At 57.8% G+C, this 23,982-nt stretch carries 16 protein-coding genes; 14 read left to right on the top strand and 2 right to left on the bottom strand.

Annotated elements, in window-relative coordinates; all coding sequences use genetic code 11:
• Positions 1–14: 14 nt before the first annotated feature.
• The 6 genes from PI93_RS21030 to PI93_RS21005 all read left to right on the top strand — a co-directional run bounded on the left by PI93_RS21030 (position 15) and on the right by PI93_RS21005 (position 9,533).
• Positions 15–2,507 carry a CS1-pili formation C-terminal domain-containing protein gene (locus tag PI93_RS21030; RefSeq protein ID WP_144400237.1) on the top strand — a complete coding sequence of 831 codons (2,493 nt, stop codon included), beginning with the start codon at positions 15–17 and terminating at the stop codon, positions 2,505–2,507.
• Between the two features lie 235 nt (positions 2,508–2,742).
• Positions 2,743–3,759, top strand: a complete 1,017-nt coding sequence (locus PI93_RS21025) for a hypothetical protein (protein WP_144400239.1) — start codon at positions 2,743–2,745, stop codon at positions 3,757–3,759.
• 131 nt (positions 3,760–3,890) lie between these two features.
• Entirely contained in the window at positions 3,891–4,664 is a 774-nt protein-coding gene (locus PI93_RS21020) for a fimbrial biogenesis chaperone (protein WP_039365160.1), read from the top strand.
• Between the two features lie 145 nt (positions 4,665–4,809).
• Complete coding sequence (locus PI93_RS21015) at positions 4,810–5,538, top strand: hypothetical protein (protein ID WP_144400241.1); 729 nt, start codon at positions 4,810–4,812, stop codon at positions 5,536–5,538.
• Between the two features lie 992 nt (positions 5,539–6,530).
• Positions 6,531–7,538 (top strand): hypothetical protein, encoded by a 1,008-nt coding sequence (locus PI93_RS21010; RefSeq protein ID WP_039365162.1) that lies wholly within the window; start codon positions 6,531–6,533, stop codon positions 7,536–7,538.
• A gap of 132 nt (positions 7,539–7,670) precedes the next feature.
• A complete protein-coding gene (locus PI93_RS21005) occupies positions 7,671–9,533 on the top strand; it encodes a ShET2/EspL2 family type III secretion system effector toxin (protein WP_080758952.1) in 1,863 nt (620 codons plus the stop codon).
• 1,019 nt (positions 9,534–10,552) lie between these two features.
• Here the strand turns inward: PI93_RS21005 and PI93_RS21000 are convergent.
• Both PI93_RS21000 and PI93_RS20995 read right to left on the bottom strand, forming a co-directional pair.
• Positions 10,553–11,287, bottom strand: coding sequence for an aspartate/glutamate racemase family protein (locus tag PI93_RS21000; protein ID WP_236105764.1), 735 nt, complete (start codon positions 11,285–11,287; stop codon positions 10,553–10,555).
• A gap of 64 nt (positions 11,288–11,351) precedes the next feature.
• Positions 11,352–12,347, bottom strand: a complete 996-nt coding sequence (locus tag PI93_RS20995; protein ID WP_039365168.1) for an ABC transporter substrate-binding protein — start codon at positions 12,345–12,347, stop codon at positions 11,352–11,354.
• A gap of 362 nt (positions 12,348–12,709) precedes the next feature.
• Between PI93_RS20995 and PI93_RS20990 the strand changes: the two genes are divergently transcribed.
• The 8 genes from PI93_RS20990 to PI93_RS20955 all read left to right on the top strand — a co-directional run bounded on the left by PI93_RS20990 (position 12,710) and on the right by PI93_RS20955 (position 23,951).
• Positions 12,710–14,887, top strand: coding sequence for a hydantoinase/oxoprolinase family protein (locus tag PI93_RS20990; protein WP_052240297.1), 2,178 nt, complete (start codon positions 12,710–12,712; stop codon positions 14,885–14,887).
• Complete coding sequence (locus PI93_RS20985; RefSeq protein ID WP_328803336.1) at positions 14,884–16,635, top strand: hydantoinase B/oxoprolinase family protein; 1,752 nt, start codon at positions 14,884–14,886, stop codon at positions 16,633–16,635. Before PI93_RS20990 ends, PI93_RS20985 begins: the two co-directional genes overlap by 4 nt.
• A 120-nt stretch (positions 16,636–16,755) precedes the next feature.
• On the top strand, positions 16,756–17,907 hold the full coding sequence (locus PI93_RS20980; protein ID WP_039365292.1) for a porin: 1,152 nt from the start codon (positions 16,756–16,758) through the stop codon (positions 17,905–17,907).
• Positions 17,908–17,967: 60 nt separating this feature from the next.
• Positions 17,968–19,662, top strand: coding sequence for a thiamine pyrophosphate-dependent enzyme (locus tag PI93_RS20975; protein ID WP_039365170.1), 1,695 nt, complete (start codon positions 17,968–17,970; stop codon positions 19,660–19,662).
• Complete coding sequence (locus PI93_RS20970) at positions 19,659–20,957, top strand: protoporphyrinogen/coproporphyrinogen oxidase (RefSeq protein WP_158453265.1); 1,299 nt, start codon at positions 19,659–19,661, stop codon at positions 20,955–20,957. Before PI93_RS20975 ends, PI93_RS20970 begins: the two co-directional genes overlap by 4 nt.
• Before the next feature lie 245 nt (positions 20,958–21,202).
• Entirely contained in the window at positions 21,203–22,201 is a 999-nt protein-coding gene (locus tag PI93_RS20965; protein WP_039365172.1) for an ABC transporter substrate-binding protein, read from the top strand.
• Between the two features lie 50 nt (positions 22,202–22,251).
• Positions 22,252–23,040: an ABC transporter ATP-binding protein gene (locus PI93_RS20960; RefSeq protein WP_039365174.1), complete on the top strand. Its 789-nt coding sequence runs from the start codon at positions 22,252–22,254 to the stop codon at positions 23,038–23,040.
• Positions 23,040–23,951 (top strand): ABC transporter permease, encoded by a 912-nt coding sequence (locus PI93_RS20955; RefSeq protein WP_039365176.1) that lies wholly within the window; start codon positions 23,040–23,042, stop codon positions 23,949–23,951. Before PI93_RS20960 ends, PI93_RS20955 begins: the two co-directional genes overlap by 1 nt.
• Positions 23,952–23,982: the final 31 nt, after the last annotated feature.

The raw sequence follows: 23,982 nt of genomic DNA, 5'->3' as shown, positions 1-23,982 counted from the left end.
AGATATTGGATTGAGTGGCAAAAGTGAATTGCGCAGTTTTCTGTAGGGCAGCTTGTGTCGCCCTGGGATTGGCTCTCCCGTTCGAGGCGCGCGCAAACATCGATGCGAAGCAACGCGGCACGGAGTTGTTGACCCAAGCGGAGAATCTCCCGACGGATTTCGCGGAGCACTTCTTTGACGTTCCTTTGATGGTCAGCGTTGATTACAACGGCCACCCTGCGGGAAGCGCAATGATTACTTTGAGCCGGGAGGGAGAGGTTCATCTCATTGAGTTGGAGCGCCAGGAGCATGGCACAACGTTAAGCGATGCCGACCGAGAGAAAATCATGCGGTTGTTAAAAGGTCCGCGAACGTTGGGGGCATGCGAGGAAAATTGCGGCGATCTGCTTGCCATCCACTACAACCTACAGGATTCGGTACTGTCCATCGTGACCCGCCGAGCGGAGCAAAGTGGAGCCAAGCAGAAGTACCATGCTCGCCCGCAAGGTCATAGCAACGGCCTGATCCTGAACAACTTCCTGAATGCCGTCGGCGGCAATGGGCAAGGCGTCACCGGCCGCTACTCCGTCGATGCGTTAGGCAGTATCGGTCAGTGGGGATTTTCGGGGAGCTTGCTGACAGGATTAACTGGCGGGAAACGCTCGGAGCAACAAGCCTATGCGATCCCCAGCCTGTATGTGCAGCGGGAATTCGAAGGCCGATTTCTCCGCGCAGGTGTTTTTGTTCCCGACCTTGCTTCCGGTGTGCGAACTCCTCGCACCCCCGGTGGGTTGGCTGCAACAACACTTGGCGTTTTGTACGGCACCTCCGATACGCTCGTCATCGACGGTCAGCGACCCAGCCTCTACCCGGTGTACGTCACTGCCAATCGCCCCTCCGTGGTCGAAGTGCTTCGTGATCGCGTATTGATTTTTGCCCAACCCGTTCAACCCGGACTGCAGGTTGTAGACACGTACTCACTGCCCGGAGGAATCTACGAGGTCGAGATTCGCATTGTGGAGGACGGAAAAGTCGTCTCCTCACAGCAGGAACTTATTTACAAGCCGAATAACTGGCTGGATCCCACGCAATCATGGCGTTATGCGCTGTTCGCGGGACAGGAGCGCGATCTGGTAGGCGACACCGCTTCGCATGCGCTTTCGGCTGGCGCCGCGTTCAACTATTTGGCGACGCCACGAGTAGTGCTGGGCGCGACCGTGCAGCGCGGGGGCGGCGCCAATGTGTTTGGCATTTCGATCGATTGGCAGATTTCCGAACTTGCTCGCTGCTACGGCAACGTTTTTCGTTCGAGCAAACATGGCATGGGGGGCGATATACAGCTCCTTTTTCCATATCGCAGCGGCAGCATCAGCCTGAGCCACAATCGAAGCTGGCAGCACGCCAGCAAACACAACCGTTCGCAGACGGGAACCGTACTCGACACGGCGCTTACGTGGAGCCACCGCCTATCCACAACTTCCAGCCTGACATCACGCGCAACATTCAGTCGGGGAAGAAGCCGGGGATTCGGCGGCGAACTGTCCTTGTTGCATCGACATGCCGTATTCGGTGTGGATTGCACTTGGCGAGCTTCCCTGTTCGATCGTCCAAACAGTGCCTTTGCTCACTCCCGCAATCGGGGGGCGGAGCTGGGGCTTAGCATCTATTTGAGCAAAGATCGCAACAACTACAACGCCAACCTGGGTCTCAGCGGCGGGAAAGAGAGAGGCAATCAGTTCGCATCGATCGGTGTGCGACGGGATTTGGACGGCGGGTTCTTCACATCCGTTGGCGCTAATGCCTCTATCGATAGCCTTGGTTTCGGGCTAGGCGGCACAACACAATTTCAACATGAATTCGTCCGCGGTGACGCGTATGCGTCGCGCTCGTCCAACCGTGGGGGAGCCGGCGGGGGTATCAATATGTCCAGTACCGTAGTGGCCAGTCCCGATGCCATCGCCGTGTCGGGATTATCCAATCTGGCCACCAGTCAGGCCGTCATGATTGTTGATGTCGAAACCGAGAGCAACGACATCAAGCTGCATGCGCGAAATGTGAATGGGACGGTCATCGACATAACGCGGGGACGAAATATCTTTCCAGTCAGTGCTTTCGAAAAAGGCAGTGTTCACTATTACTTCGACCAAACCTCGGCCCCTGCCGCGTCACTGCAACCGGCAACAAGCAGCTATCACGTCAACAAGGGCGGCGTGGCCTACCAGAAGGTTCGAGTGATGAAAACCGTCACAGTCATGGGGCGCCTCGTCGCGCACGACAGGGCGCCCGTGCGCGCCGTGCGAGTGGCTTCTGAGGTGGGGCGAGCCGTCACGGAAGCCGACGGGTTTTTCGCCATTGAGGCAAGCGAGCGTACGCCGCACATTACCGTGGAGCGAGGGGGGAGGCGACTGTGTGAACTTACGCTGGACACGAATACCTATCTCCGCGAAGGAGACTCGCTAATTGTCGGTGATCTGGTGTGCGCGGAATCGCTCAGTACAACAACGTCACAGGGGCATGACAATGGCTAACCGATCGAATCGCGCGTGGTATCGAACGTCTCACCTTTGCAGAACAATTCAAGGGTTTGTAGCGTCCGTTGCTCTGCTCATTGGCGTTGGTGGTTACTCGCTGTTTGCCAACGCCTCTGACGTCACCATCTCGGCGGAGTACAGACCGTCCACGCGAGCAGTCAAAGGTAACGGTTTCGTGAACGTTACCCCGGCGAGCCGACTATGTCGTAGTGGCGCATGGTCGTGCCAGGGCATGAACACCATCGATTTACCTGTCGGTCCAGTCGAATATGGTCCGATAGCTGCCGGTGCGGCATCTCGCGAGGCATTCTTCGTTCGGTGGTCCGATGCTCAAACGCGGATCCTTCTTCGCGAGGAGAAGAGCAACCGAGTGGCATATGCAACGTTCCGGGTGACCGGCATCGCTGGCCAGTACGTTGCCCGCGGCAAGACCGACATAGCGGGAATTTTCGGCAGTGACATGCATGCGCTTTCAGGGCGTTGCGCAGCCATCCCGGCGCCTAGACCAACGTCGCCCAATGTCATGACATTTTCCTGGGCAATTCCTTCCAATGGCGGGTGCGCCAGAACGCCGCTGCGCGACGTTTCCGCTGGTGAGATTTCAATTCCGAGCGGGTCGCTTGCTTTGAGTTACGAACTGGTGCCGCCTTATCCGGTGGATTTGCCTAGTGGCATCTATCGAGGCTCGCATACTTTTTTTGTGGGGCCCGGACTGGACTTCGATTTCGGAGACCAGGCTCGCGTGAGCCGCGAGTCGGTCGATGTGGAATTCGTTCTTGTCGTGAATCACCCATTTCACCTCTCCAATCAAAGTAGCCTCATCGTTGTCGATCTCGCCCCCCCACAGGGCTGGCATCAGTGGTTTAACGGGGGAAAACCCAGAGGCCGAATTGATCGCCATGTCGACTTCGGTTTGTCCAGTGGCTCCCCGTTGCAGGTGAGCATCCGCTGCGGCACACAACCCGCCCGGGATGGGCGATGCGTGCTTCGCAACGAAAAGTCGTCTGAAGTGCCGCTCGATTTGCGGTTGACGATCCTTGGAGCCACCACGGAGTCGAGCCTTCCCTTCTCGAGCATCCCTCTCACGGCACATACCCCCGTCAAGATGATGGTCGACAGGTATCTGAATAATGCGCAGAGCCTTCTCAATATAGGGGTCGACAACGACGGGCTTGCCGAGATGGGGAGAAATATGGAAACCACATACGCAGAGCGAATCTCGGTCATATTTGATGCGCTCACGGAGTGATCCATCGTCGCCCGAATCCATGTTGACGCTGTAGCCCTCACCAGTACCTATGCGTTATCCACCGGTCCTGATGACGCCAACACATTCACTCCGGGCAATGAATTTGCCACGGATCAAAGGAGCAATTGTTAATGAAAGCACGCCTACTTATTTCCACTTTGGTTGGACTACTTCTCGGGATGCCCGTCTGCGCGAATGCGGCCGCCCCCTCCATCAACATCGGGACGATGTTTGACTATCTGGGAGGAGGCAATTCCTCGCTCCTCAAACAAATCCGTAACACCGGCGATGCAACAGCTTTTGTACGCGTGGAAGTGGTCGAGATACAAATCAAAGGCGATGGAACTCAGGTCGAAGTTCCCATCGATCCAGCCTTGCTAAGCAAGCCCGATGGGCAAGGCCTGGTTGCAAGCCCGGCGAGACTGATCGTTCCAGCGAACGGTATGCAGGCAGTGCGATTGCTGTATCGCGGAAATCGGGATTCGGAACGCTACTATCGCGTCCGCTTTGTTCCCGTGGTCCCAAAGGCGAAGGACGACTTTGTCTTGAATAACGATGAAATCAAGACGTATCAGGACTCGCTATCGGCCGGGCTGAACGTGCTCACCGGGTTCGGGGCAATGGTCATCGTTCGCCCGGCCGAGGAACGGTATGCGACGAGCGTCAGGAAAGAAGGGAAAGACTATGTAGTGGAAAACAGCGGCAATTCGATTATTGCCGTTGAATCGTATCGAACCTGCAAGGGGCCTGGCACTGAGTGCGAACAGCCTACGACATATCATGTTCGCCCCGGAAAAAATAAAACGCTGACCTGCGATCAAGGCATGGTTTGCGAATTTGATCTCCTGGAAGGCAAGACTCGAACTCGAAAACGCATAATTTTGGAAAGTGTTGAGAATGTTTGAGACGGAATATAAGTCAGATGATCAAAATATGAAGATGCGAAGCATCTAAAGTTGTTATCGTTAGATTCGAGTTTTCTTGGATATCGCAATGGCGGTAATCAAGGTTGCTTCGGTGTTATGTTAAATTTAAAGAGAAATAACAGAAATGTCCCTTTATTCAATCAGCGGCCATCGTCGGAATGACGAAGTTTCTTATCTTTTGAATTACGCAAATTCCCTCCTGGAGGTATATAAGAGGCCACCAAATGAATGGCATCACTCTCCCTATGCGGCCCTATGTCACGTTAAAAATAATATTAGGAAAATTGATGTTAACATTCAGGAAAATGCGAAACATTTGGACGCCGCGGAATCGTGCCTGCCGACCCTCGCGAAAATATCTCAAAATAGCAACCCCGGTGCCTTTTTGCGATTAAAGAATGGATTCATAAAAATCGGGCATGAGCCGGGTAAAATTAGAAATTATTTATTCCGGAAGCGTTACGAGAAAGAGCAGGCAGCTGCAGCCAGGCGCCTAGGGTTGTCTACAGACAGAATCGCTTCTAGTGAAGTCAAAACAATGATGGAGGCAAGAATAAATTGGCTGAAAAATGACAATGAACGCCTGCTTCCATGTAGAAACGCATTCAAGCTATGTGAGGCAGAAGTTATTAAACATGTATATGCGAATGAGGAGTTATCGGATTCCTCCGATGAACATGTATATGTGAATGAGGAGTTATCGGGTTCCTCCGATGAACGAAGCGTACGGATCAACGAAAAACTACCAAATCGAAATGTCGTAGTTTGGACTGAATCGGACGTACAGAATGCTTTGAAGAAAATACGCGAAAGAGAACGCGGCGGGAAGAAAGTCGCCTCTTTTGCCCGATAACATCCAGAGGCTGGGACTAACGCAACGCTCAGGCTTTTGCGGGTGGGGGCGTCCTTAAATTTTTCCGTGTACTGGGTAGCACTACCTAGGCCTATCCGGCAGGCTCCGTCATCCGACGGGCATTTTTTGCAACTGCAAAAAAGGAAGCTGTGCGATCTTGCGTCAAAGTCTGAATTTCCCTCGCATGAAACCATGATGCAAACATCCACCGTCGGAGCAAGTCGCCCTAGCCCTCAAATGATGACGTTGCCGTCGACGCACCTTCCACTGAGTGGGCGGCAGGCTGTCATGGTCGATCTGCGATCGGTGTGTAGTGGTAATCGACCGTCCGGCATGTCATTGAGTTGTAACCAGGGGCCAACATGTTCTGAATCTGCGCATCCGATTCGACAGGCGCTTTGCGATGTCCGGAGCATTTACGCGCCATCGAATTCGGCTGGGCAACCGTTGCACGTCTATACCCCGCATGCCGGCCCGCAGGCACCGCAGGACGTGGAGATGCTCGATATTCCGTCGAGGTCGGATCTACAATCGCGGTGCCCTGAGCTCCCCGAGATCGCCCAATTGATGTGGGAACTGGAACAGGGCGGCCAGCCGACGGCAGACTCAAGTCCCCGTCGCCCCGAGATCGCCCAATTGATGCGGGAACTGGAGCAGGACTGCCAGCCGACGGCAGGCTTAAGTCCCTGTCGCCCCGAGCTCCCCGAGATCGCCCAATTGATGTGGGAACTGGAACAGGGCGGTCAGCCGACGGCAGACTCAAGTCCCTGTCGCCCCGAGATCACACAATTGATGGAGGAACTGGAGCGCGATTGCCGGGCCACGTCGGACCAATACCCATGGGGCCGCACGCTGCTGAACGCTGGCCACCGCCCATCTGTTCTCGACGCACCGGAAACCTCGACAATCGAAGCGCAAGAGCGTTCGGCCCCGCAGGGCGCTAGTCGCGTAATCGACGGTACGTCGATGCCACCACTGGACAAAATCGCTCGGTGGAAGCGAACTTCCGCGGCCGTAAAGCGATACACGCCCAGACGAAGATCCACGGCAACGGGTGGTTTAAGGATCAGGGCGGACGTAAAGGTCTCGCCAAGAAGTACGGTATCAAGGTTGAAGTTTTGAACCACTACTTTTTTGAAAACGGCGACCTGCGCTCCCTTGGCAACGACATCGTCGACGGGCCCAGCAAAGAACAAATCACTAACAACAAGCTGCTACAGTGCATGCATCTACATTCGACGGGAGCGTGGCCGGAGGAGGGGATCCAGGCTGTAGCCGAGACGTTGAATGTCAAGCACGGCACACTGAGCAACTATTTCATGGCCGATGGTACGCGGAGGCACGGTCGCGGCGAAAAACGCCTCGAATCGATCGAAAAGTGGATATCGGTCGCGCAACGGGAAAGTTATTCGACTGAGGGCTCATATAAGCCGGATATGCTGCCGAACTCTGGTCACCGACCATCCGGTCTCGCAACACCGGAAACCTCGACAATCGAAGCGCAAGAGCGTTCGGCCCCGCAGGGCGCTAGTCGCGTAATCGATGATACGTCGATGCCACCACCGGACAAAATCGCTTGGTGGAGGCGAACTTCCGCGGCCGTGAAGGCGATACACGCAAAGATGGAGGCGCACGGCAAAACATGGTTCACGGATCAGGGCGGGCTCAAAGTTCTTGCCAGGAAGTACGATGTCAGCCGTCAAAACCTCGCAACCTATTTTCTTGAAAATGGCGACATGAGAGCGCCTGCCGACGACATTATCAATGGGGCCAGCAAAAAGCCGGTCACCGACGAGATACTCCTACAATGCGATCACCTACGCTCAACGGGAGCGTGGCCGAAGGGCGGGCTTCCAGCTGTAGCCAAGATGTTTAATGTCAGTTACATCGTACTGAAGAACTATTTTTCTCACAACGGTACCCCGACGACCCCTCGCGGCAAAAACCGGCTCGAATCTATCAAAAAAAAGATATCGGTTGGGTTGCGAAGAGTCCAATGACTCGCATTGCGGAAAAGGTCATTCTCAAGTCGGCTGGCGAGATCTCGCGACTAGCACAATGCATCGTTACCTTGTGCAGGCGGCTGCCGGAAATGTCCATGCCGTAAGTTTTGTATCCTTGTTGTGTATTAAATGAAAATCGCAATACCTTCATTTTTTTGTCGGACCATTCGCCCTTGGGATGATCTCAACACCATGGTTCAGCGTAAGTTGAATCACGGACGCATGGACAGGGTATCGGAAACATCGCTGAAAAAGGTGGTTTCCTGTGCGCGCAAGTCGCCCTCAAATACCACCAACACGGTGCTCAAATCTCTGGAATCCAGTCACAAGCCCATCGCCGCACAATTGCGAGCGGGCATTTCACATGGACTCCGCTCGGTTGGTGCTGCTGGGCGCAGCGAGCAAACACTGGCGCTGACCCCTATTGCTTCACGGGCCTATGCGATCACGGAAAAAAAGCCGGACGAAGAAATTCGGACTCCGAAACGACGTCCGTATTTATCTGAAAAACGGGATGCCTCGATCAACTGGAATGGTGTTGTGAGCATGCGGGCATCTCATGCTGGTGTGATTGAATGCCGCCATCTTGCCCAAGTGTGGGCGAGAAACTTCGAGAGTACCCGCGGGCGCACCGAATACAGGGATTTCGAGAGTCCGGAGTCCATCCGCCGGAGTGTTTCACCGCTGGCGGAACGCAATTTCGAGGCGCGAGTCCTTGGCGCGTATGGATACCTGGTTGAGAACGGCGGGTGGGGTAACGTCCTTGCTGAGTGTGTGCGTGAAATGGTCGTCAGCGCTGAAGACCGCAGGAGTCTTCTTGCCGTGACACCTAATCATGTCCTGGCATTCGGCATAAAACTCAAGCATGAGGGTGCGCGGCGACATTGTATTGTTCAGTTCTACGACCCGAACCAGACGGTTACACACCTGCGTGCCAAGTTGCGTGTGGATTCGATTGATCGTGACGGCCTTGGCGAGATTCTGGCATTGAGAGCGGAGGACTTTCTCTCCCCGTTTGACATGAAGGAATACGACCTGCCTCATGATGGCTCCACGCTGTTTTTAGGAGAGCCAGCGACTCATGGCGCCAGCCGCCTGCGTTGTATGCCGGAGGGGACCCCCTCGGCCATTACGCTAAACCAACTGTGCTTCGCAAATTTGTCCGGTGAATTGGGTACGGCGATTTCCCAGATTTTTGCGTCGGGTTTGTCTCCGGAGCAATGCTCTGAGCGACTCTCCGCTAAAGATTCGGAGGGAACCAGCGGTCTCCACTTGGCACTCCAGGGCGGATATGTCGCCACTGTGCATACCTATGTGGAGTCGATCTTGAAATCTCAATTGTCGGACGAGCTGAAGGTGAGCCTGCTCGCGGGTACGGCCGCGAATGGCTTGCCAGGGATATGTATGGCGCTTCAGAAGGGTCACGCTGAAACAGTTCGGGCATATGCGGGCCTGGTCCTCGGCTCTGACCTTTCCTCCACGCAGAAGTTGACGCTGATGGCAGCACATAGGCCTGACGGTGCACCGGGTGTATGGGCTGCATTCAGATGCGGCCATGCAGATGCAATACGTGCATACATGAAGCTGATTGCAACTTCGCGCTTGTCAGGTGAGCAGCGATGTGCGTTGCTAGCGGCAAAAGACCCTGACGGAGAGCCGAGTGTTATTGAAGCATTTCGGTGCGGGCACACTAACGTTGTAAGGGTGTATGTTGAGTCCGTTCTGACTTCGGGTCTCTCCAATGAGCAGCAATTCGATCTTCTGGCTGCGATGGACAGGGAAGGTATATCGGGCATGCGTCACGCATCCATGAGTGGACATACAGATACCGTTAGCGCATTTATCGACTTGATCGAAAGTTCGACGCTGCCAGCCCAGCTGCGCATGCAATTGCTAGACGGATTGGGGCGGCAAAAACACGGCGCGTCGTTGCGGATCCCGCGACATCATTCCCATGAGGTGAGTCGTATGCATTTTTCAACTCGGCTTTGATCTGTTCCAACGGCTTCATGCGTTGTCACCTCGACGAGGTGTCACCGCGCACCAATTTCGGGCGCCGGACGCAACATCGGTGGACGCTTCCAAGGAAAAATGTCCGTAACGGACTGAACGGCAAGGCACATCGCGGCACAGGACCGCGCTGCCGCGGTTGCGTTTATGTCGACAACTGAAGCCACTTGAGACCCGATTCGCCTCTGGCGCCGCTTTGCCAAAGTGCTCCTCGTACCAGCCCCTGCTTTTTCTCCTCCCCCGTTGTTGCCGTTAAATAGCGGTCTCGCAGAATCGGAATATTCCTATGTGCGTGGGAGATTGCGATCCCAATAATGAAATTGATGGCTCATTTTTTGAGTCATCATGATTCATTAGCGTTGGGTAAGTTTCCTGAGACTTTGCTAAGTGAGGTATTTATGAGAAAAGCGATTTTTCTTGCTATTTGTCTTTTCCCAATCGCGGCCTTTTCTGTTCACGGTAGGAGTGGCGACGAGGCTAATCAGATGATCTGCGAGGGGAGTAAGGAGAAGGCGGATCGGGTATGTGAAAATAATCCAAATTCTGTGGAATGCTTTTTAAGTAGATTAATTGAGAAATTTAATTGCAAATTCGTGGGAGTAAAGTGAAGTAATTCTCATGGGGAAATTTGTGTGTGAAGTTTTTCGGGGATTATTTTCCCCGTTTTTTCATCCGCGGAATCGTGTTACTCGCTTTCAGCGCTCTGGCATTGGCAAGACAAGTCGGTCGCCCGGTCGCAAGAGGGCCTGAGGTGCTTGAGGTGCTGAAGCGACCCCACGCAGCGCTCGCTGCTTGATTTTGTGTCTGGGGGACGTTGCGATATCCCTCCGCCCACTTGCGAGGGAGGGCTCCGACTCAATCGTGAAACGTGGCACGCAAGCCGTGCGCCGTCAGATTCCTGATGACACGGCCCCCCGCAGCAACCCAACGACCTGAGCTCCGGCGACATGTTTCTTCATGTCCAATCTCCCGACGACGTGATTGGACGCCAAATCGGTGCGCTACTCAAATTTGGGCGGCGTCGGGGGCGAGGGATTCTCCCTCTCATGGTGAATCGTGTGAAACCGCTTGGGACGTAAGCCGTAGTGAAACCACTCGATCATTGAAACAATATCGAACACCGGAATTTTCAGGGTATCGGCGAGTGCGGCCGAGTAGGGAGAGAAATTCGTACATTCGCTGACGATCGCGCCCACATCCGGGTGCGCCGCGAGCAGTTCCTGGGCACAGCCAAGCAGGTCAGAGAAATTCCGCGAGGGGTCTGCCGACGCGGCATTGTGCAGTTGGCTATTGAAGAAGTGCGACGTCTCACGCAGGCCCGCGATGGGCAAGTCGAGCGGTGCGCCTACCTGCGACAGGTGAGCGGGTGTCATTGCCTCTCGTCTCGCCGTTAATACACCCACGCGCTTCCCGAACGGTAGCACTCTCGAGATCATCGGAATCTGTAACAGGCTCGACGTTGCAATCGGCACAGGACATCTCGCCTGCAACTCACTCTGGTACGCCGCCAGAAATCCGCAGCTCGTTGTGATCCCGTCCACGCCCAACGCCACAAGATCATGCGCTGCCTCGACAAACCTGTCGAGACAGCCACCGGCGCCCGGTGACATGACCTGTGGCCCGGTCACGCCTTTGACTAACGCGTACTGAACCGGAAAGTCCCATGTCGATGCGTGACCGATATCGCCGGGCAGCCGCTCGAAGCCGGTATCGAGCATCAAAATGCCCAGCGTCACGCCATGCACAACCCGTTTGCGAACGTGCTCATCCGTGCTGTTTTTCATCGCAGGGGCTCTCCGATTATTGGGGATCGACGAAGCACTTGCAGTCCCGCATATCGAGAGGGACGGCCAAGCCGAGTTGCTCAAGCTTTTTTCGATTGACCAGTGCCAGATAGTCGCCGGGCTGCGGGCGATAGACGGCCAGTTCCGACGGCTTCTTGCCATTCATGAGTGCCAGCGCGAGATCGGCAGCATGCGCGCCTTGCGATTCATACGAAGGCGCGTAAGCAACAGCGATGAGGTTGCCCTTGCGAATCAGTTCGTGCTCAGCCGACAGAATGGGCATTTTGAGTCGATCGGTCACGCTGGCAACGGCGGGAAGCGAAGACTGCACGAGATTGGAGCCAATCGCATAGAAGAAGTCGAGCCCCTTCATCGTGCCGGTGCGCTGCGGAACATCGATTGTCGTATCGACGCTGGTCGCGACCATCTTCATGCCGGCCTTTTCCGCAGCGGCCCCCAGGCTCTTGATGGCCGCCACGTCGTTGACTTCCCCTGCGTTATAGAGAACGCCAAAAGACTTCGCGCGCGGAAAGATCTTCTTCGCGAATGTCAGCACCGCGTCGTAGTCGGTCACGCTTGCCGTGCCGACAATGCGCTCGCTCCCGTGCTCCCAATCGGGCACCAGTCCGGCGGCAACGGGATTGGTGACTTGAGAAAACACGAGCGGAATTCGAGTATCGGACACATTGCGAACGGCAGCCTGCGCAACGGGGGTTGTTACCGTGAGAATCACCTTGGGCCGCTGCGAGACGATCTGAGCCAGGGTTTGCGGGATGAGGCCGGGCGTGAAATTGGCGTCGCTGTAGGCATAGGTGACGGTTTTGCCTTCGATGAACCCATGTTTTGCCAACTGTTCCTTAAAGCCGGAAATGGTTCGCGACAGTGCCGGGTGAGGGCCAAAATTGGCGATCCCGATGACGGTCGTTTCAGCGTTGGCGATAAGGGAACTGGCCAACAGCGAGAACATCAACGTGACGCCAGACAGTCGCTTGGCAAAGAGTTTGGGGAGCATGGGCGTTCTCGATAAGCGGTAAAGGGAGATGCCGTCGCCGAATCGCTTGGCTTCGGCGACGGAGTGCGGTCGAAAGTACATCCTCGCTTCATTCTGGCGAACGCCAATATTCGTAGCGCGGCGGAGTGAAATTCACGCCCGAAATCCTATTTCATTCGTCCGACGTCGAAACTCGGCCACAACGCGGAGGGATATCGGATCCGCGCATACGGGTTATCCCGCGGTAGGCGACGAAAGGGGCGATGCGCTACCGAATCAGTAAGTCATAGTTCCGATATCCAACGCAAACCGCTGTCGAGTTCCGTAACTTGTTGGCTGATCGTCGCCATGTGCGGCGCCCTTTTGCCTGTTACGGAGCGACCATGTCTTCTCTTCGCGCCTCCCTACCCCCTCGCATCGGTATCGACATAGGCGGCACCTTCACCGACTTCGTGCTTGAGCTTGGCGACGAACGGCACACCTACAAATGCCTGTCGACACCGCAGGCGCCGGAGCAGGCGGTCATCGCGGGTATCGCCCACCTTCTGCAGCTTACCGACACGCCGGCGAGCTCGCTTGGAGCCGTGTTGCACGGCACGACGCTGGCGACCAACGCCGTAATCGAACGGCGCGGCGCCAGGACGGCGCTGGTGACAACCTCAGGGTTTCGCGACGTCATCGAAACCGGGTGCGAGGCGCGCGCCGATCAATATGACCTTCGGGTCAGGAAGCCGGAACCGCTTGTGCCCCGCGATCTCAGATTGACGGTTGTCGAGCGTATGGGAGCAAAGGGGCAGGTGCTGCTCCCGCTTGACGAGGCAAGTGTCGATCGCGTCGCTGATGTGCTTGCCGCGCAAGACGTGCGTAGCGTCGCAATCGCGTTCCTGCACAGTTACGCGAACGCAGACCATGAAAAACGAACGGCCGAACGTCTGATGAGGCGACTGCCCGAGTTGTCCTTCAGCCTGTCGTCAGACGTGTCTCCGGAGATTCGCGAGTTCGAGCGCTTCTCGACCACCTGTGTCAATGCTTATGTCCTGCCGCTGATGGCCTCCTATTTGCAGCGCTTGTCGGCAGCACTCAAATCGATGGGCATCGATGTTCCCCTATTGTTGATGACCTCCGACGGCGGGTTGTGCGATGTCGAGACGGCACGCCGCTACCCGGTCCGGCTACTCGAGTCGGGCCCCGCCGGAGGGGCGCTGCTGGCGTCTCACGTCAGCCGGACGCTTGGCCTCGATCGCGTGCTTTCACTGGATATCGGGGGCACCACGGCAAAGTTGTGTTTCATCGATGACGGGAGCCCGCAAATGTCGCGCGCGCTCGAAGTCGCACGCCTCTATCGCTTCAAACCCGGTAGCGGAATTCCGCTTCGGATCCCCGTTGTCGAGCTGTGCGAGATCGGTGCGGGCGGCGGGTCCATTGCCGGCATCGATAGGCTCGGCCGCGTGAAGGTCGGCCCGACCAGTGCGGGGTCACAACCGGGCCCCGCATGTTATGGCCTGGGGGGCGCGCACGCGACATTGACCGACACGCATCTGGTGGCCGGACGTCTGGACCCCGAGTATTTCGCTGCGGGGTCTCTGGCGCTCGATACGGATGCTGCGCTTGACGCGTTGGACCGGACCATCGCCTCGCCGTTGGGTGTCGGTCGGGACACTGCGGCCTACGCGGTTGCAGAGGTCGCAGACGAGGCGATGGCGGGCGCCGCACGCGAGCATGCGATTGAGCTTGGAAAAACGTTGGCAGGAAGAACGTTGATCGCCTTCGGCGGGTCCGCGCCACTCCATGCTGCGCGGTTAGCGGAGAAGTTGGGGATCGACAGAGTCGTGGTGCCGGTCGCGGCGGGGGTGGGCTCTGCTTACGGGTTCCTCGTGGCCCCCGTGTCTTTCGAGGCGGCGCGAAGTCTCTATCAAACGCTGAGCGAACTGGATGCCTTGCAGGTCAATGAGTTGCTTCAGGAACTTCGGAACGAAGCCGCTGGCGTCATCGGTCATGCCAGTCCGGCGCTGGCCGCCGAGACGGCAACACAAGCGTTTGCGTATATGCGGTATCGCGGCCAGGGCCATGAAATACAGGTTCCGATTCGCGCGTTGAGGATCGATCAAACGAGCGTCGTCGTGCTGCGAGCCGACTTCGAACATCAATACCAGCAGCGATTCGGTCGCCTGATCCCGCATGCGGATGTCGAGATACTCAGTTGGAGCGTGCGGGTATCGCATACACCGCCCATACCCACGAATGCCACGAATGCCACGAATGAGGTGCGCCCGCTCACGGCTCCGGACGCTCGAAGGCTGGCGGCAACGGCGCCCTTGCCCGCCGATGTGCGATCGGTGTTGGATCAATCGTCCCAGACGCGTGTCGACGCGGCGTTCCATCGTCGCCACACACTCTTGGACGGTGCTGTGATTCTGGGGCCAGCGGTGATTGTCGACGACGAGACAACGATCGTCGTACCACCGGAATTCACTGCTCGCTGCGTGCCATCGGGACACCTCGTGCTCGAACGGCAGCGTTCCTCGACCGAATTTCAAGTGTCACAGGAAGCATATCAATGATGAATGCAAAGGATCCCGTGAGTGACGTGCTGCCTGACGATCCGTCCTCCAACCAAGCGATTCGCCTGCAAATTATCTGGACTCGTCTGATTTCGGTGGTGGAGGAGCAGGCACGGCTGCTCATGCGCACGGCCTTCAGTCCAACTGTCCGAGAAGCCGGTGATTTGTCGGCGGGCGTCTTCGATACGCGTGCCCGACTGGTGGCGCAGGCCGTCACAGGAACGCCGGGCCACGTCAATTCGATGGCCGCTGCGGTCGGCCACTTTCTGGATGCGTTTCCGATCGAGACCATGCGTCCCGGCGATCACTTCATCACGAACGATCCGTGGCTTGCCTCCGGTCATCTGCATGATGTGACGGTGGTTTCGCCGGTGTTTCGCAATGACTCGGTGATTGCGCTATTGGCTTGCACCTGTCATCAGGTCGACATCGGCGGGTTGGGGCAAGGCCCCGACGGCCGCTCGGTGTTCGAGGAAGGGCTTTGTATTCCGCGTTTGCCGCTGGCCCGTGCCGGAGAGGTGAATCAGGATCTGCTGGATATCATTCGCGCCAACGTGCGCCAGCCAGACGAGGTGATTGGCGACATTCTGTCTTACATCGGTGCGAACGAGGCCAGTGCACGGCGACTCATCGCCATGCTGGACGAATTCGGTGAGTTCGGGCTCGACGCCATCGCGAACGACATCATCGACCGATCAAGCGCCGCGATGCAGCGCGCGATCGCACGATTACCTCGGGGCCGGTATCGCTATGCCATGCGAATCGACGGCTTCGATACGCCGGTCGATCTGGTGGCGGAACTAGAAGTCGTTGGAGGACGCATTCGTGTCGATTTCGCGGGGTCGTCGGCTGCGAGTCATCGCGGGATCAACGTGGTACTCAACTACACCCGTGCCTACACAGCATTCGGGGTACGGGCCGCTATTGCACCGGAGGTGCCCAATAACGCGGGCTCACTGGAGCCGATCGACATCACGGCACCGGTGGGCTCGATCCTCAATGTCGAACGGCCGTGGCCGGTGTGTGCGCGCCACATCATCGGACAATTTCTCCCCGACGTGGTCTTTGGCGCCCTGGCGGCCATTCTTCCGGAGGAAGTCCCCGCAGAGGGGGCGTCTTGCATCTGGGGGGCGCAATTGCGCGGGGGCGCCGTTGCCGCCATGGCTGCCGGGGAAGACGCAGAACGAGCGGGACAGAGCTTCGAGACGCTCTTCTTCAACAGCGGCGGTGCTGGCGCGCGTGTCGGCGAAGACGGCATGTCTGGCACCGCCTTTCCAAGCGGTGTGAAGTCGATTGCCGCAGAGATCGTGGAGTCGAACTATCCGGTTGTGATCTGGCGTAAAGAGCTGCGATGCGATAGCGGCGGAGCAGGTCGCTGGCGCGGCGGTCTAGGGCAGAGCCTCGAAATCGGCACAGTGGACGGCGCACCTTTCCAATTCTTCGGGATGTTCGATCGCGTGAGGCATCCGGCGCGCGGGCGCGATGGCGCGCTCGACGGACTGTCCGGGCGAGTGGCGCTCGACGACGGGACTCTCATGGCGGGAATGGGGCTGCAAACCGTACCGCGAGGTCGTCGCCTGTGTCTGGATCTCCCCGGCGGGGCCGGGATCGGACCGGCTACCGAACGCAGGCGGGAAAGCGTCGAGGCTGACCTGCGGCTCGGCTATATCAGTGAGGGCCGCGCGGCAAGCGACTACGGGTTCGACGCAGGGGAGGCGTCGTTGTGTCGGAAAACAGATCAAGGTTAAGTGATTTCGGTTCTTCTTATTTTGGCGACGTTGGTCTGGTGAGGGCGTTTTCTTACGCTGCATTCGACGATGCACACACACGTCAACCGTCTCTCACTTTCGTCAATCACGGGATCGACCATGAAAAAAAGCCTTTGTACCCTGGTGCCGTTGATGTTGCCATTTGTCCTTTGTTCGCCCGTCCAGGCGCAGCAGAGTAGCGTCACGTTATACGGTGTGCTGATGGGCGGTGTCATCTACGCCAACAATTCGCTGGGCGGGAAATCCGTTGGCCCGGCTAACGGCCCGAGCCGCTGGGGATTCAAAGGGGCGGAGGATCTGGGGGGGGGAACCAAGGCGATCTTCACGCTCGAAGGTGGTTTCAATCCGAATACCGGCACGTCGGCGCAAGGGGGACGTGAGTTCGGACGGCAGGCGTTCGTGGGTTTGCAAAATGAACGATGGGGCACCCTCACGACGGGGCGTCAATATGACCTGACGCAGGACTGGCTGGCTCAGTACTCGGCCCCGGTGCGTTGGAACGGCTACACCGCGCACGTGGGCGATAACGACAATTTCAACTATCAGTTCCGCGCAAACAACACGCTCAAGTACGTATCGCCGCGCTGGGCCGGCGTTCAATTGGGCGCAATGTACAGTTTCGGCGGGCAAGCCGGGAGTTTCAATAACCAGAGCGGGGTGAGTTTTGGCGCGAACTACCTTGGCGGCCCGGTTTCCGTGTCCGCGGCGTACATGCGCTTGAACCGGCCGTCGATAGCGGCGAGCGAAGGGATTTGGAATACGGCCCTGTTCCCGTCGATTTCCGCTCAGTCCCCCACGTTCTCTTACAGCGTATCCCCGACGAGCATGGAGATCTGGGGCGCAGGGGGATCTTACGCGTTCAGCAATTCGACGAATGCCGCCCTGATCTGGTCGCACAGCCGATATGAGAATCTGGGCGTGACCCAATTGGGGCTGGGGGGCGCGCGAGCCGACTTTGACAACATCGAGGCCAACGTCAGTCATTTCCTGACGCTCGCCAATCAGATCAACTTCGCTTACACGTACACCCGAGGAAAAATATCCACGACCGGCTTCACGCCCCAATATCATCAGTTCAGCCTCATCGACAACTACTTTCTTTCGAAGCGAACAGCCTTGTTCCTCGTCGGCATATTCCAACTGGCCGCTGGCGACGCCAAGCATGCCAATATCGAATATGCGTCGAGTGGAGGAGCTTCCACGACGACCCGGCAAGTTGCAGTCACCGCAGGCGTTTTTCATCGCTTCTGACAGACTCGGAAGTGCGGCACTGGTAGCGCCGCACACCACCAATACTTGGAGAGCCGCCATATGACGAACCCGCGCTCGGGTGCTGACATCCTTGCCGATACGCTGGCCGAATTCGGCGTGCGCGTGGTCACGCACGTACCGGGGGAGGGCATCCTGGAAATCCTCGATGCATTGGCCTCTCGTGCGCCGCAAATACGGCTGGCGAGTTTTCGGCACGAAGCGGGCATGGCTTTTGCCGCTCAGGCAATTGGGCAGCTCAGTGGCACGCCCGGGATCTGTCTGGCGGCGCGTGCGCCGGGGGCATTGAATACCTGCCTCGCGCTGCATACCGCCGATACCGATAGCGCACCGATGATTTTGATCATCGGTCAGGCGCCTACCGAGACCGCAGAGCGCGAAGCGTTTTTGGGCAATGAATTTCACGCAGCGTTCGGTCCGCTCGCCAAGTGGGTCGCTCAGATTCCGGATGCGGCTCGCATTCCCGAGTTCCTCAGCAGGGCCTGGCATACCGCCATCAGCGGAAAACCCGGGCCCGTCGTGCTGGTCCTGCCCGAGGATGTGTCGCTGCAACAAAAGGTCGCCCCTTCGCTTTGTGCGCCACGACGTGCCGTAGCCTCCGTTGACATGGCCGACGCGCATGCCATTGCCGAAGCACTCAGCCGCTCGGAGCGCCCGATCGTGTGGGTTGGCGGGACAGGCTGGACATCCCAGGGGATCGGGGATTTGGTCAAGGTGGCAGAGCGATATCAAGTTCCGGTTGTCACTTCGTACCGTCGTCGTGATCTGATGGACAACGGGCATTCCCATTTCGGTGGAGAGGTTGGCATTGGCATCGCTGCACCGCTTGCGCGTCGTTTCGAAGCGGCGGATCTCGTGCTGGTTCTCGGCGCGCGAATGGGCGAACTCAATACGTTCGGTGCCAACGTCTTCAAGGGGTTTTCACTGCTGCGGCCTCCGAAGCCGGCTTGCAAGCTGATTCACGTCCATCCTGGTGAGGGGGAACTCAACAACGCCTACCAGGCGGATCTTGCGATATGTGCCCGACCTGAGGCAGTACTCGCGGCACTCGTTCTCATCGCCGACGAACGGCGAGGGCGCGATGCTTCCTGCACTGACACGCCTAGCGCGACGGAAATTGCACGATCCACCTGGGTGGCATCCACCCGTCGGGAGCGAGCGCAGTTCGTGGCGACGGGCGAGTGCCCGGGGCCGGTCGATCTGCGCGCCGTCTACGCCCACCTTCGCGAGAGGCTACCGGACGAAACGGTCGTGACGTCCGGCGCGGGTGCCTATGCCATGTGGCCGCAACGCTATTTCCCGCATCGGCTGCCCAACACGCAACTCGGCCCCAAGAGCGGAGCGATGGGATATGGGTTGGCTGCCGCGATTGGCGCGGCCTTGCAGGGGAGCTGTGACAGGCCCGTTGCCATAGCCGGAGACGGGTGTTTTCTTATGCATGGGGAAGAACTGGAGTCCGCCGTGAGATTAGGGCTGCGCTTGCTTGTGCTGGTGGCAAACAATCGCGCCTATGGCGCGATTCGCGCATCACAACAACGGATGTTCGGCCGAGAGGTCGGCACGCGTCTGGGGAGCGTCGATTTCGTTGCCTATGCTACGTCGTTCGGCGCGATGGCATGGCGCGTAACGGCGACGGATGAGTTTGCGCCTGCACTCGATGCCGCGCTGTCCCACGACGGCGTTTCCCTGATCGAACTCGTGCTTCCCGATACCTTGACCAAGCCTGTTCAATCGTGACTTCCACTATCGTTATCGGCGCCGGCATTGCCGGCTTGAGCGCGGCTTGGGAATTGCAGGCCGCCGGGGTTTCTGTACGCGTCATCGAAGCGGCTCCCGTGGTCGGAGGGCGCATGGGGGATCGATTCGAGAATGGCATTGCGTACAACAGCGGCGCAAGGCTGATCTATCCCTTTAGCCGCGACCTTCACCGAATCATCGAGGCAGTGGGCATTCGGTCTTTACTCGTGCCGCTAAAGGGCCTTAGCGCGCTTTGCGATAGCCCTGACGGACCGTACTCCATCGAGCTTATGCCGTCGTCGAAAGCGCTGTTGACGCCTGGCTTGTCGCTGGTTGAGCGATGCCGTCTGATTCTTGCGGCAGTCGCCTTGCGCGCACGCAAACGCCGGGTTGACCCGGATTGGGCTGTATCCGCACTGGATTGGGATCACGTCACGCTGGCCGAATGCATACGGAAAGGCATCGGCGATGGTGTTCTCAAGCGGATGATCGAGCCGGTGTTCCGAGGCACACGCAGCTTCGATGCCGATGCTATTTCTGCGTTGTTCTATCAAAGCACGATGCCTCATTTGGTGGGCGAGGACACCGTCTTCACCTTGGCCGGGGGCATGGGGCAACTGTGCGCGGCGCTGGCCAACAGGTTGCCGGTCGAGACAGGCGTCGCGGTGACGGCTGTCGAGCAACATGCCGATCAATGTGCCGTAACGCTGGCCGACGGTCGTGAACTGTTTGCCGATTACGTGGTGATCGCAACCGAAGGGGCGAGAATCGCGCCGTTACTGGTCAAGCCTTCAAGACAGGAGAGCGAGATGCTTGCGGCGATTCGCTATAACGCGTTGGGCGTTGCCCATTTCGCCGTCTCCGGCTCGCTTGAACCCGGCATCGAATTTGCCATGCGTGACTCTCCCACCCGCATCGCAACGTATCAGCAACTCGATGCCGCCCCTCAACAGGGCCGCCCGAACGCCCAGGTCTACTGCCAACTGACGCCGGAGGCCATCCGGGAAGTGCAGGCGCAATGCGCGACGGATCGCCTTGATGAGTGGGTCGTCGATGAAGTCAGGGCGCGCATTCCCGATTTCGATCGACGGCGCCTATCGACAGTGAATCAGTGGATTCCGCACAAGATTCCCATCTTCTATCCAGGCTACGGGAGCGTGCTTCGTCGCTTCCTCGATTGGCAGGATACGGGGACGTCGCGTATCCGTTACTGCGGGGATTGGGTTTCCCAAGCCTTGCTGGGCGGCGCTTGCGCAAGCGGCGTTCGCGTCGCGGGCCAAATTACCGGTCAATGAGGCTGGCGCGGTTTGTCGATTAGCGTATGGCGACAGCTTTTGCGGGAAAAGATTGGGTGACACGCCACAAAACTTAGGTTTTCGGCACAGACGTCGACCTCAATATGTTCGCTGCCATGTTAGGTGCTAAAAAGACGGTCAGATGTCTGCGCTGAATCGGCCGAGACGAACGCAGATTCCCCCTAATTCATGAAGCGCGCACGCGAGATCACCGAACCCAACGCGCCGCAATGGAGATGTCACGCATGAGAGCAATATCCCGACGGACGCTACTTTCCCTTGCGATGGGCGCTGCCTTGGGCATTGGCCTGTCCGGGGAGGCGGCGTCACAAGCGGCCATCGCGCCGACGGTCATCGGCATTGCCAACCTGGGACCGCATCCGTCACTCACACGAACGATCGCCGGCTTCAAGGACGAAATGGCGAAGGCGGGCTATGTCGAGGGGAAGAACGTCAGTTACGTGTACAGCGACGCGAACTTTACGCAAGCGTTGATGCCGCAGATGTTCGCCCAGATTTTGACGAAGAAGCCGGCCTTGATTCTGACGTTGACAACGTCGGTCTCGCAGGTGGCTCGCTCTGCCGTTCCAGACCCACGAATCCCGTTGATCTTCGCGGAAGTGACCGACCCTGTCGCCGCAGGTCTTGTACCGAGCTGGACGCATGGTAGCGATCGCTTCACCGGTGCGTCGGATTTGCAGGATTTCGACGCCATGCTGGCTTTTGCGAAGCGCCTGTTTCCCGGATTGACGTCATTTGGTGCGTTATATAGCCCGGGCGAGGCTAACGATGTCGTGACGAACCAGGCGCTTGACGCCGCGGCCAAGCGCGCAGGACTCACGTTCAAGGCGGTGAGCGTCGATGCCGTGAACGATCTGGCACAGCGAGCCCAATTGCTCAAGGGGGTTGGATTCGTCTATCTCACCGGATCGAATCTGGTCCAGTCGGCGATTCCGACCGTTGCGGCATCGATGGCGCGCCTGCGCGTGCCAATCATCAGCTCCGAGACAGAGGCGATCAAACAGGGCATGGCAACCGCTTCGTTTGCGGTATCGCTCGAATCGGTTGGCGCAAATGCGGCGCGTCTTGCCGCACGTGCGCTGAAGGGAGAGGCGACAAATTCGCTGCCGGTGGCCAAGCCCGCATCAAGCGATTACATCACGTCGATCAGCCGTCGCGAGTTTGCCAAACTCGGGCTACAGGTTCCGTCATCCTTCGAGAGTTGCCAATGCTTTATCAATTGAATTTAAAACGCAATCGGGCAGGAGAGAACGTGAAACAGGACGCATTGCCCATGCTGTCGGTCTCAGGTGTCAGCAAGACGTTTCATGCGGGCACGGTGGATGAGCGCATTGCGCTGACCGATGTTTCGCTGGAGCTCAACGCGGGGGACTTCGCCGTGGTCGTTGGCGGCAACGGTGCCGGTAAATCGACGTTTCTGAATCTGCTCGCCGGAGAGGTCGAGTCGGATACCGGCACCATCAATGTCAACGGACGTGACGTCACATCGCTGCCCACACACCGGCGAGCCGAATTCATCGCGCGTGTATTTCAGGACCCGTCCGTCGGTACCGCGGCAGCCTTGAGTCTCGAGGAAAACCTGGCGGTGGCTGCGCTGCGCGGACAACGCCGGACTTTCGCCAGAGGGCTTACCAGCGCGCAAATGAGTGACTTCGAGGCGCGCATTGCCTCGTTCAATCTTGGGCTCGAAAAGCGATTGAAGGCGAAGGCGTCGCTGCTCTCGGGGGGGCAACGTCAGGCACTGTCGCTCCTGATGGCCGTGCTGCGTCGCCCCCAATTGCTGCTGCTCGACGAACACACCGCCGCGCTCGATCCGCGCACCGCGGAGATCGTCATGCGGGTGACGGAGCAAGTGGTCCGTGAACACCAACTCACGACGCTAATGGTCACGCATAACATGCAGCATGCGCTGGACTATGGAAATCGACTCATCATGATGTCGGATGGGAAAGTCGTGGGCAATTTGACGGGGGATGCGAAGCGCCGCATGACGATGGAAAAGCTGATCGCAACGTTTCACGAAACCGCTGAGCATGAGGCGCCGCAAACGGCGAATATCTGATGAATTTGATTTCGGGGTTCCTCGACCTGGTTCCTGTCGGCATTCTTCAGGGGCTTACGTATGCGCTGATTGCCATCGCCATCATGATTCCGTTTCGGATACTGAATTTCGCGGACATGACCGGAGAAGGGTCATTCCCGTTCGGGGCGTGTGTTTGCGCGAAATTTCTCATGCTGGGTCTCGACCCGGTCACGTCGCTACTTGCCGGCGCATTGGCAGGCTTTTTAGCCGGCCTGCTCACCGGATTCATTCACGAGAAGGTGAAGATCAATACCCTCTTGTGCGGGATTCTGGTGCTCTCGATGCTCTACTCCGTTGATATTCGTGTGATGGGGCAACCCAATGCGGCATTGTTCACCTTTGCGAGTATCTTCTCCGCGTTGCCCGGCGATGACGGCGGTTATCTGCCACGGATTGTCATGCTCGGCGCGATTGATGTTGCGATTGCAGGGCTGGTGATCTGGTTTCTGGGAACGCAGCACGGCATGGCGATGCGTGCCATTGGATCGAGTGCGGCGATGGCGAAGGCGCAGGGCATCAACGTGAAGGTGTACACCTTGTGCGGTCTCGGGCTCGCGAACCTGTTCGCGTCCATGGGAGGTGCGGTGCTCGCTCAAAACCAGGGTTTTGCCGATGTGAATATGGGGTTTGGGGTGCTTGTCAACGGATTGGCGGCGCTGCTGCTCGGTGAAGCGCTCATCGGGAATCGATCGATGACGCGTCAAGTGATTGCCCCTGTGATTGGATCGATCGTGTATTTTCAGTTGATCTCCATCGTGCTGACCTTGGGTTTCCAACCATCGGATCTCAAGCTCGTGACGGCCGTCTTCGTATTGGCAACCCTGCTGGCCATGGCAGCACGCAAGCGCAAGGGATCCACGTCACGCAAGCTCAGACCCGTGACCCCTTGATACATGGTGGTATCGCGGGAAACCGCATTCG

Source organism: Pandoraea fibrosis, assembly GCF_000807775.2.
In the GTDB taxonomy this organism is placed as follows: Bacteria; Pseudomonadota; Gammaproteobacteria; order Burkholderiales; family Burkholderiaceae; genus Pandoraea; species Pandoraea fibrosis.
The sequence above is the reverse complement of the archived record's forward strand: the minus strand, read 5'-3'. Positions and strand labels throughout refer to the sequence as shown.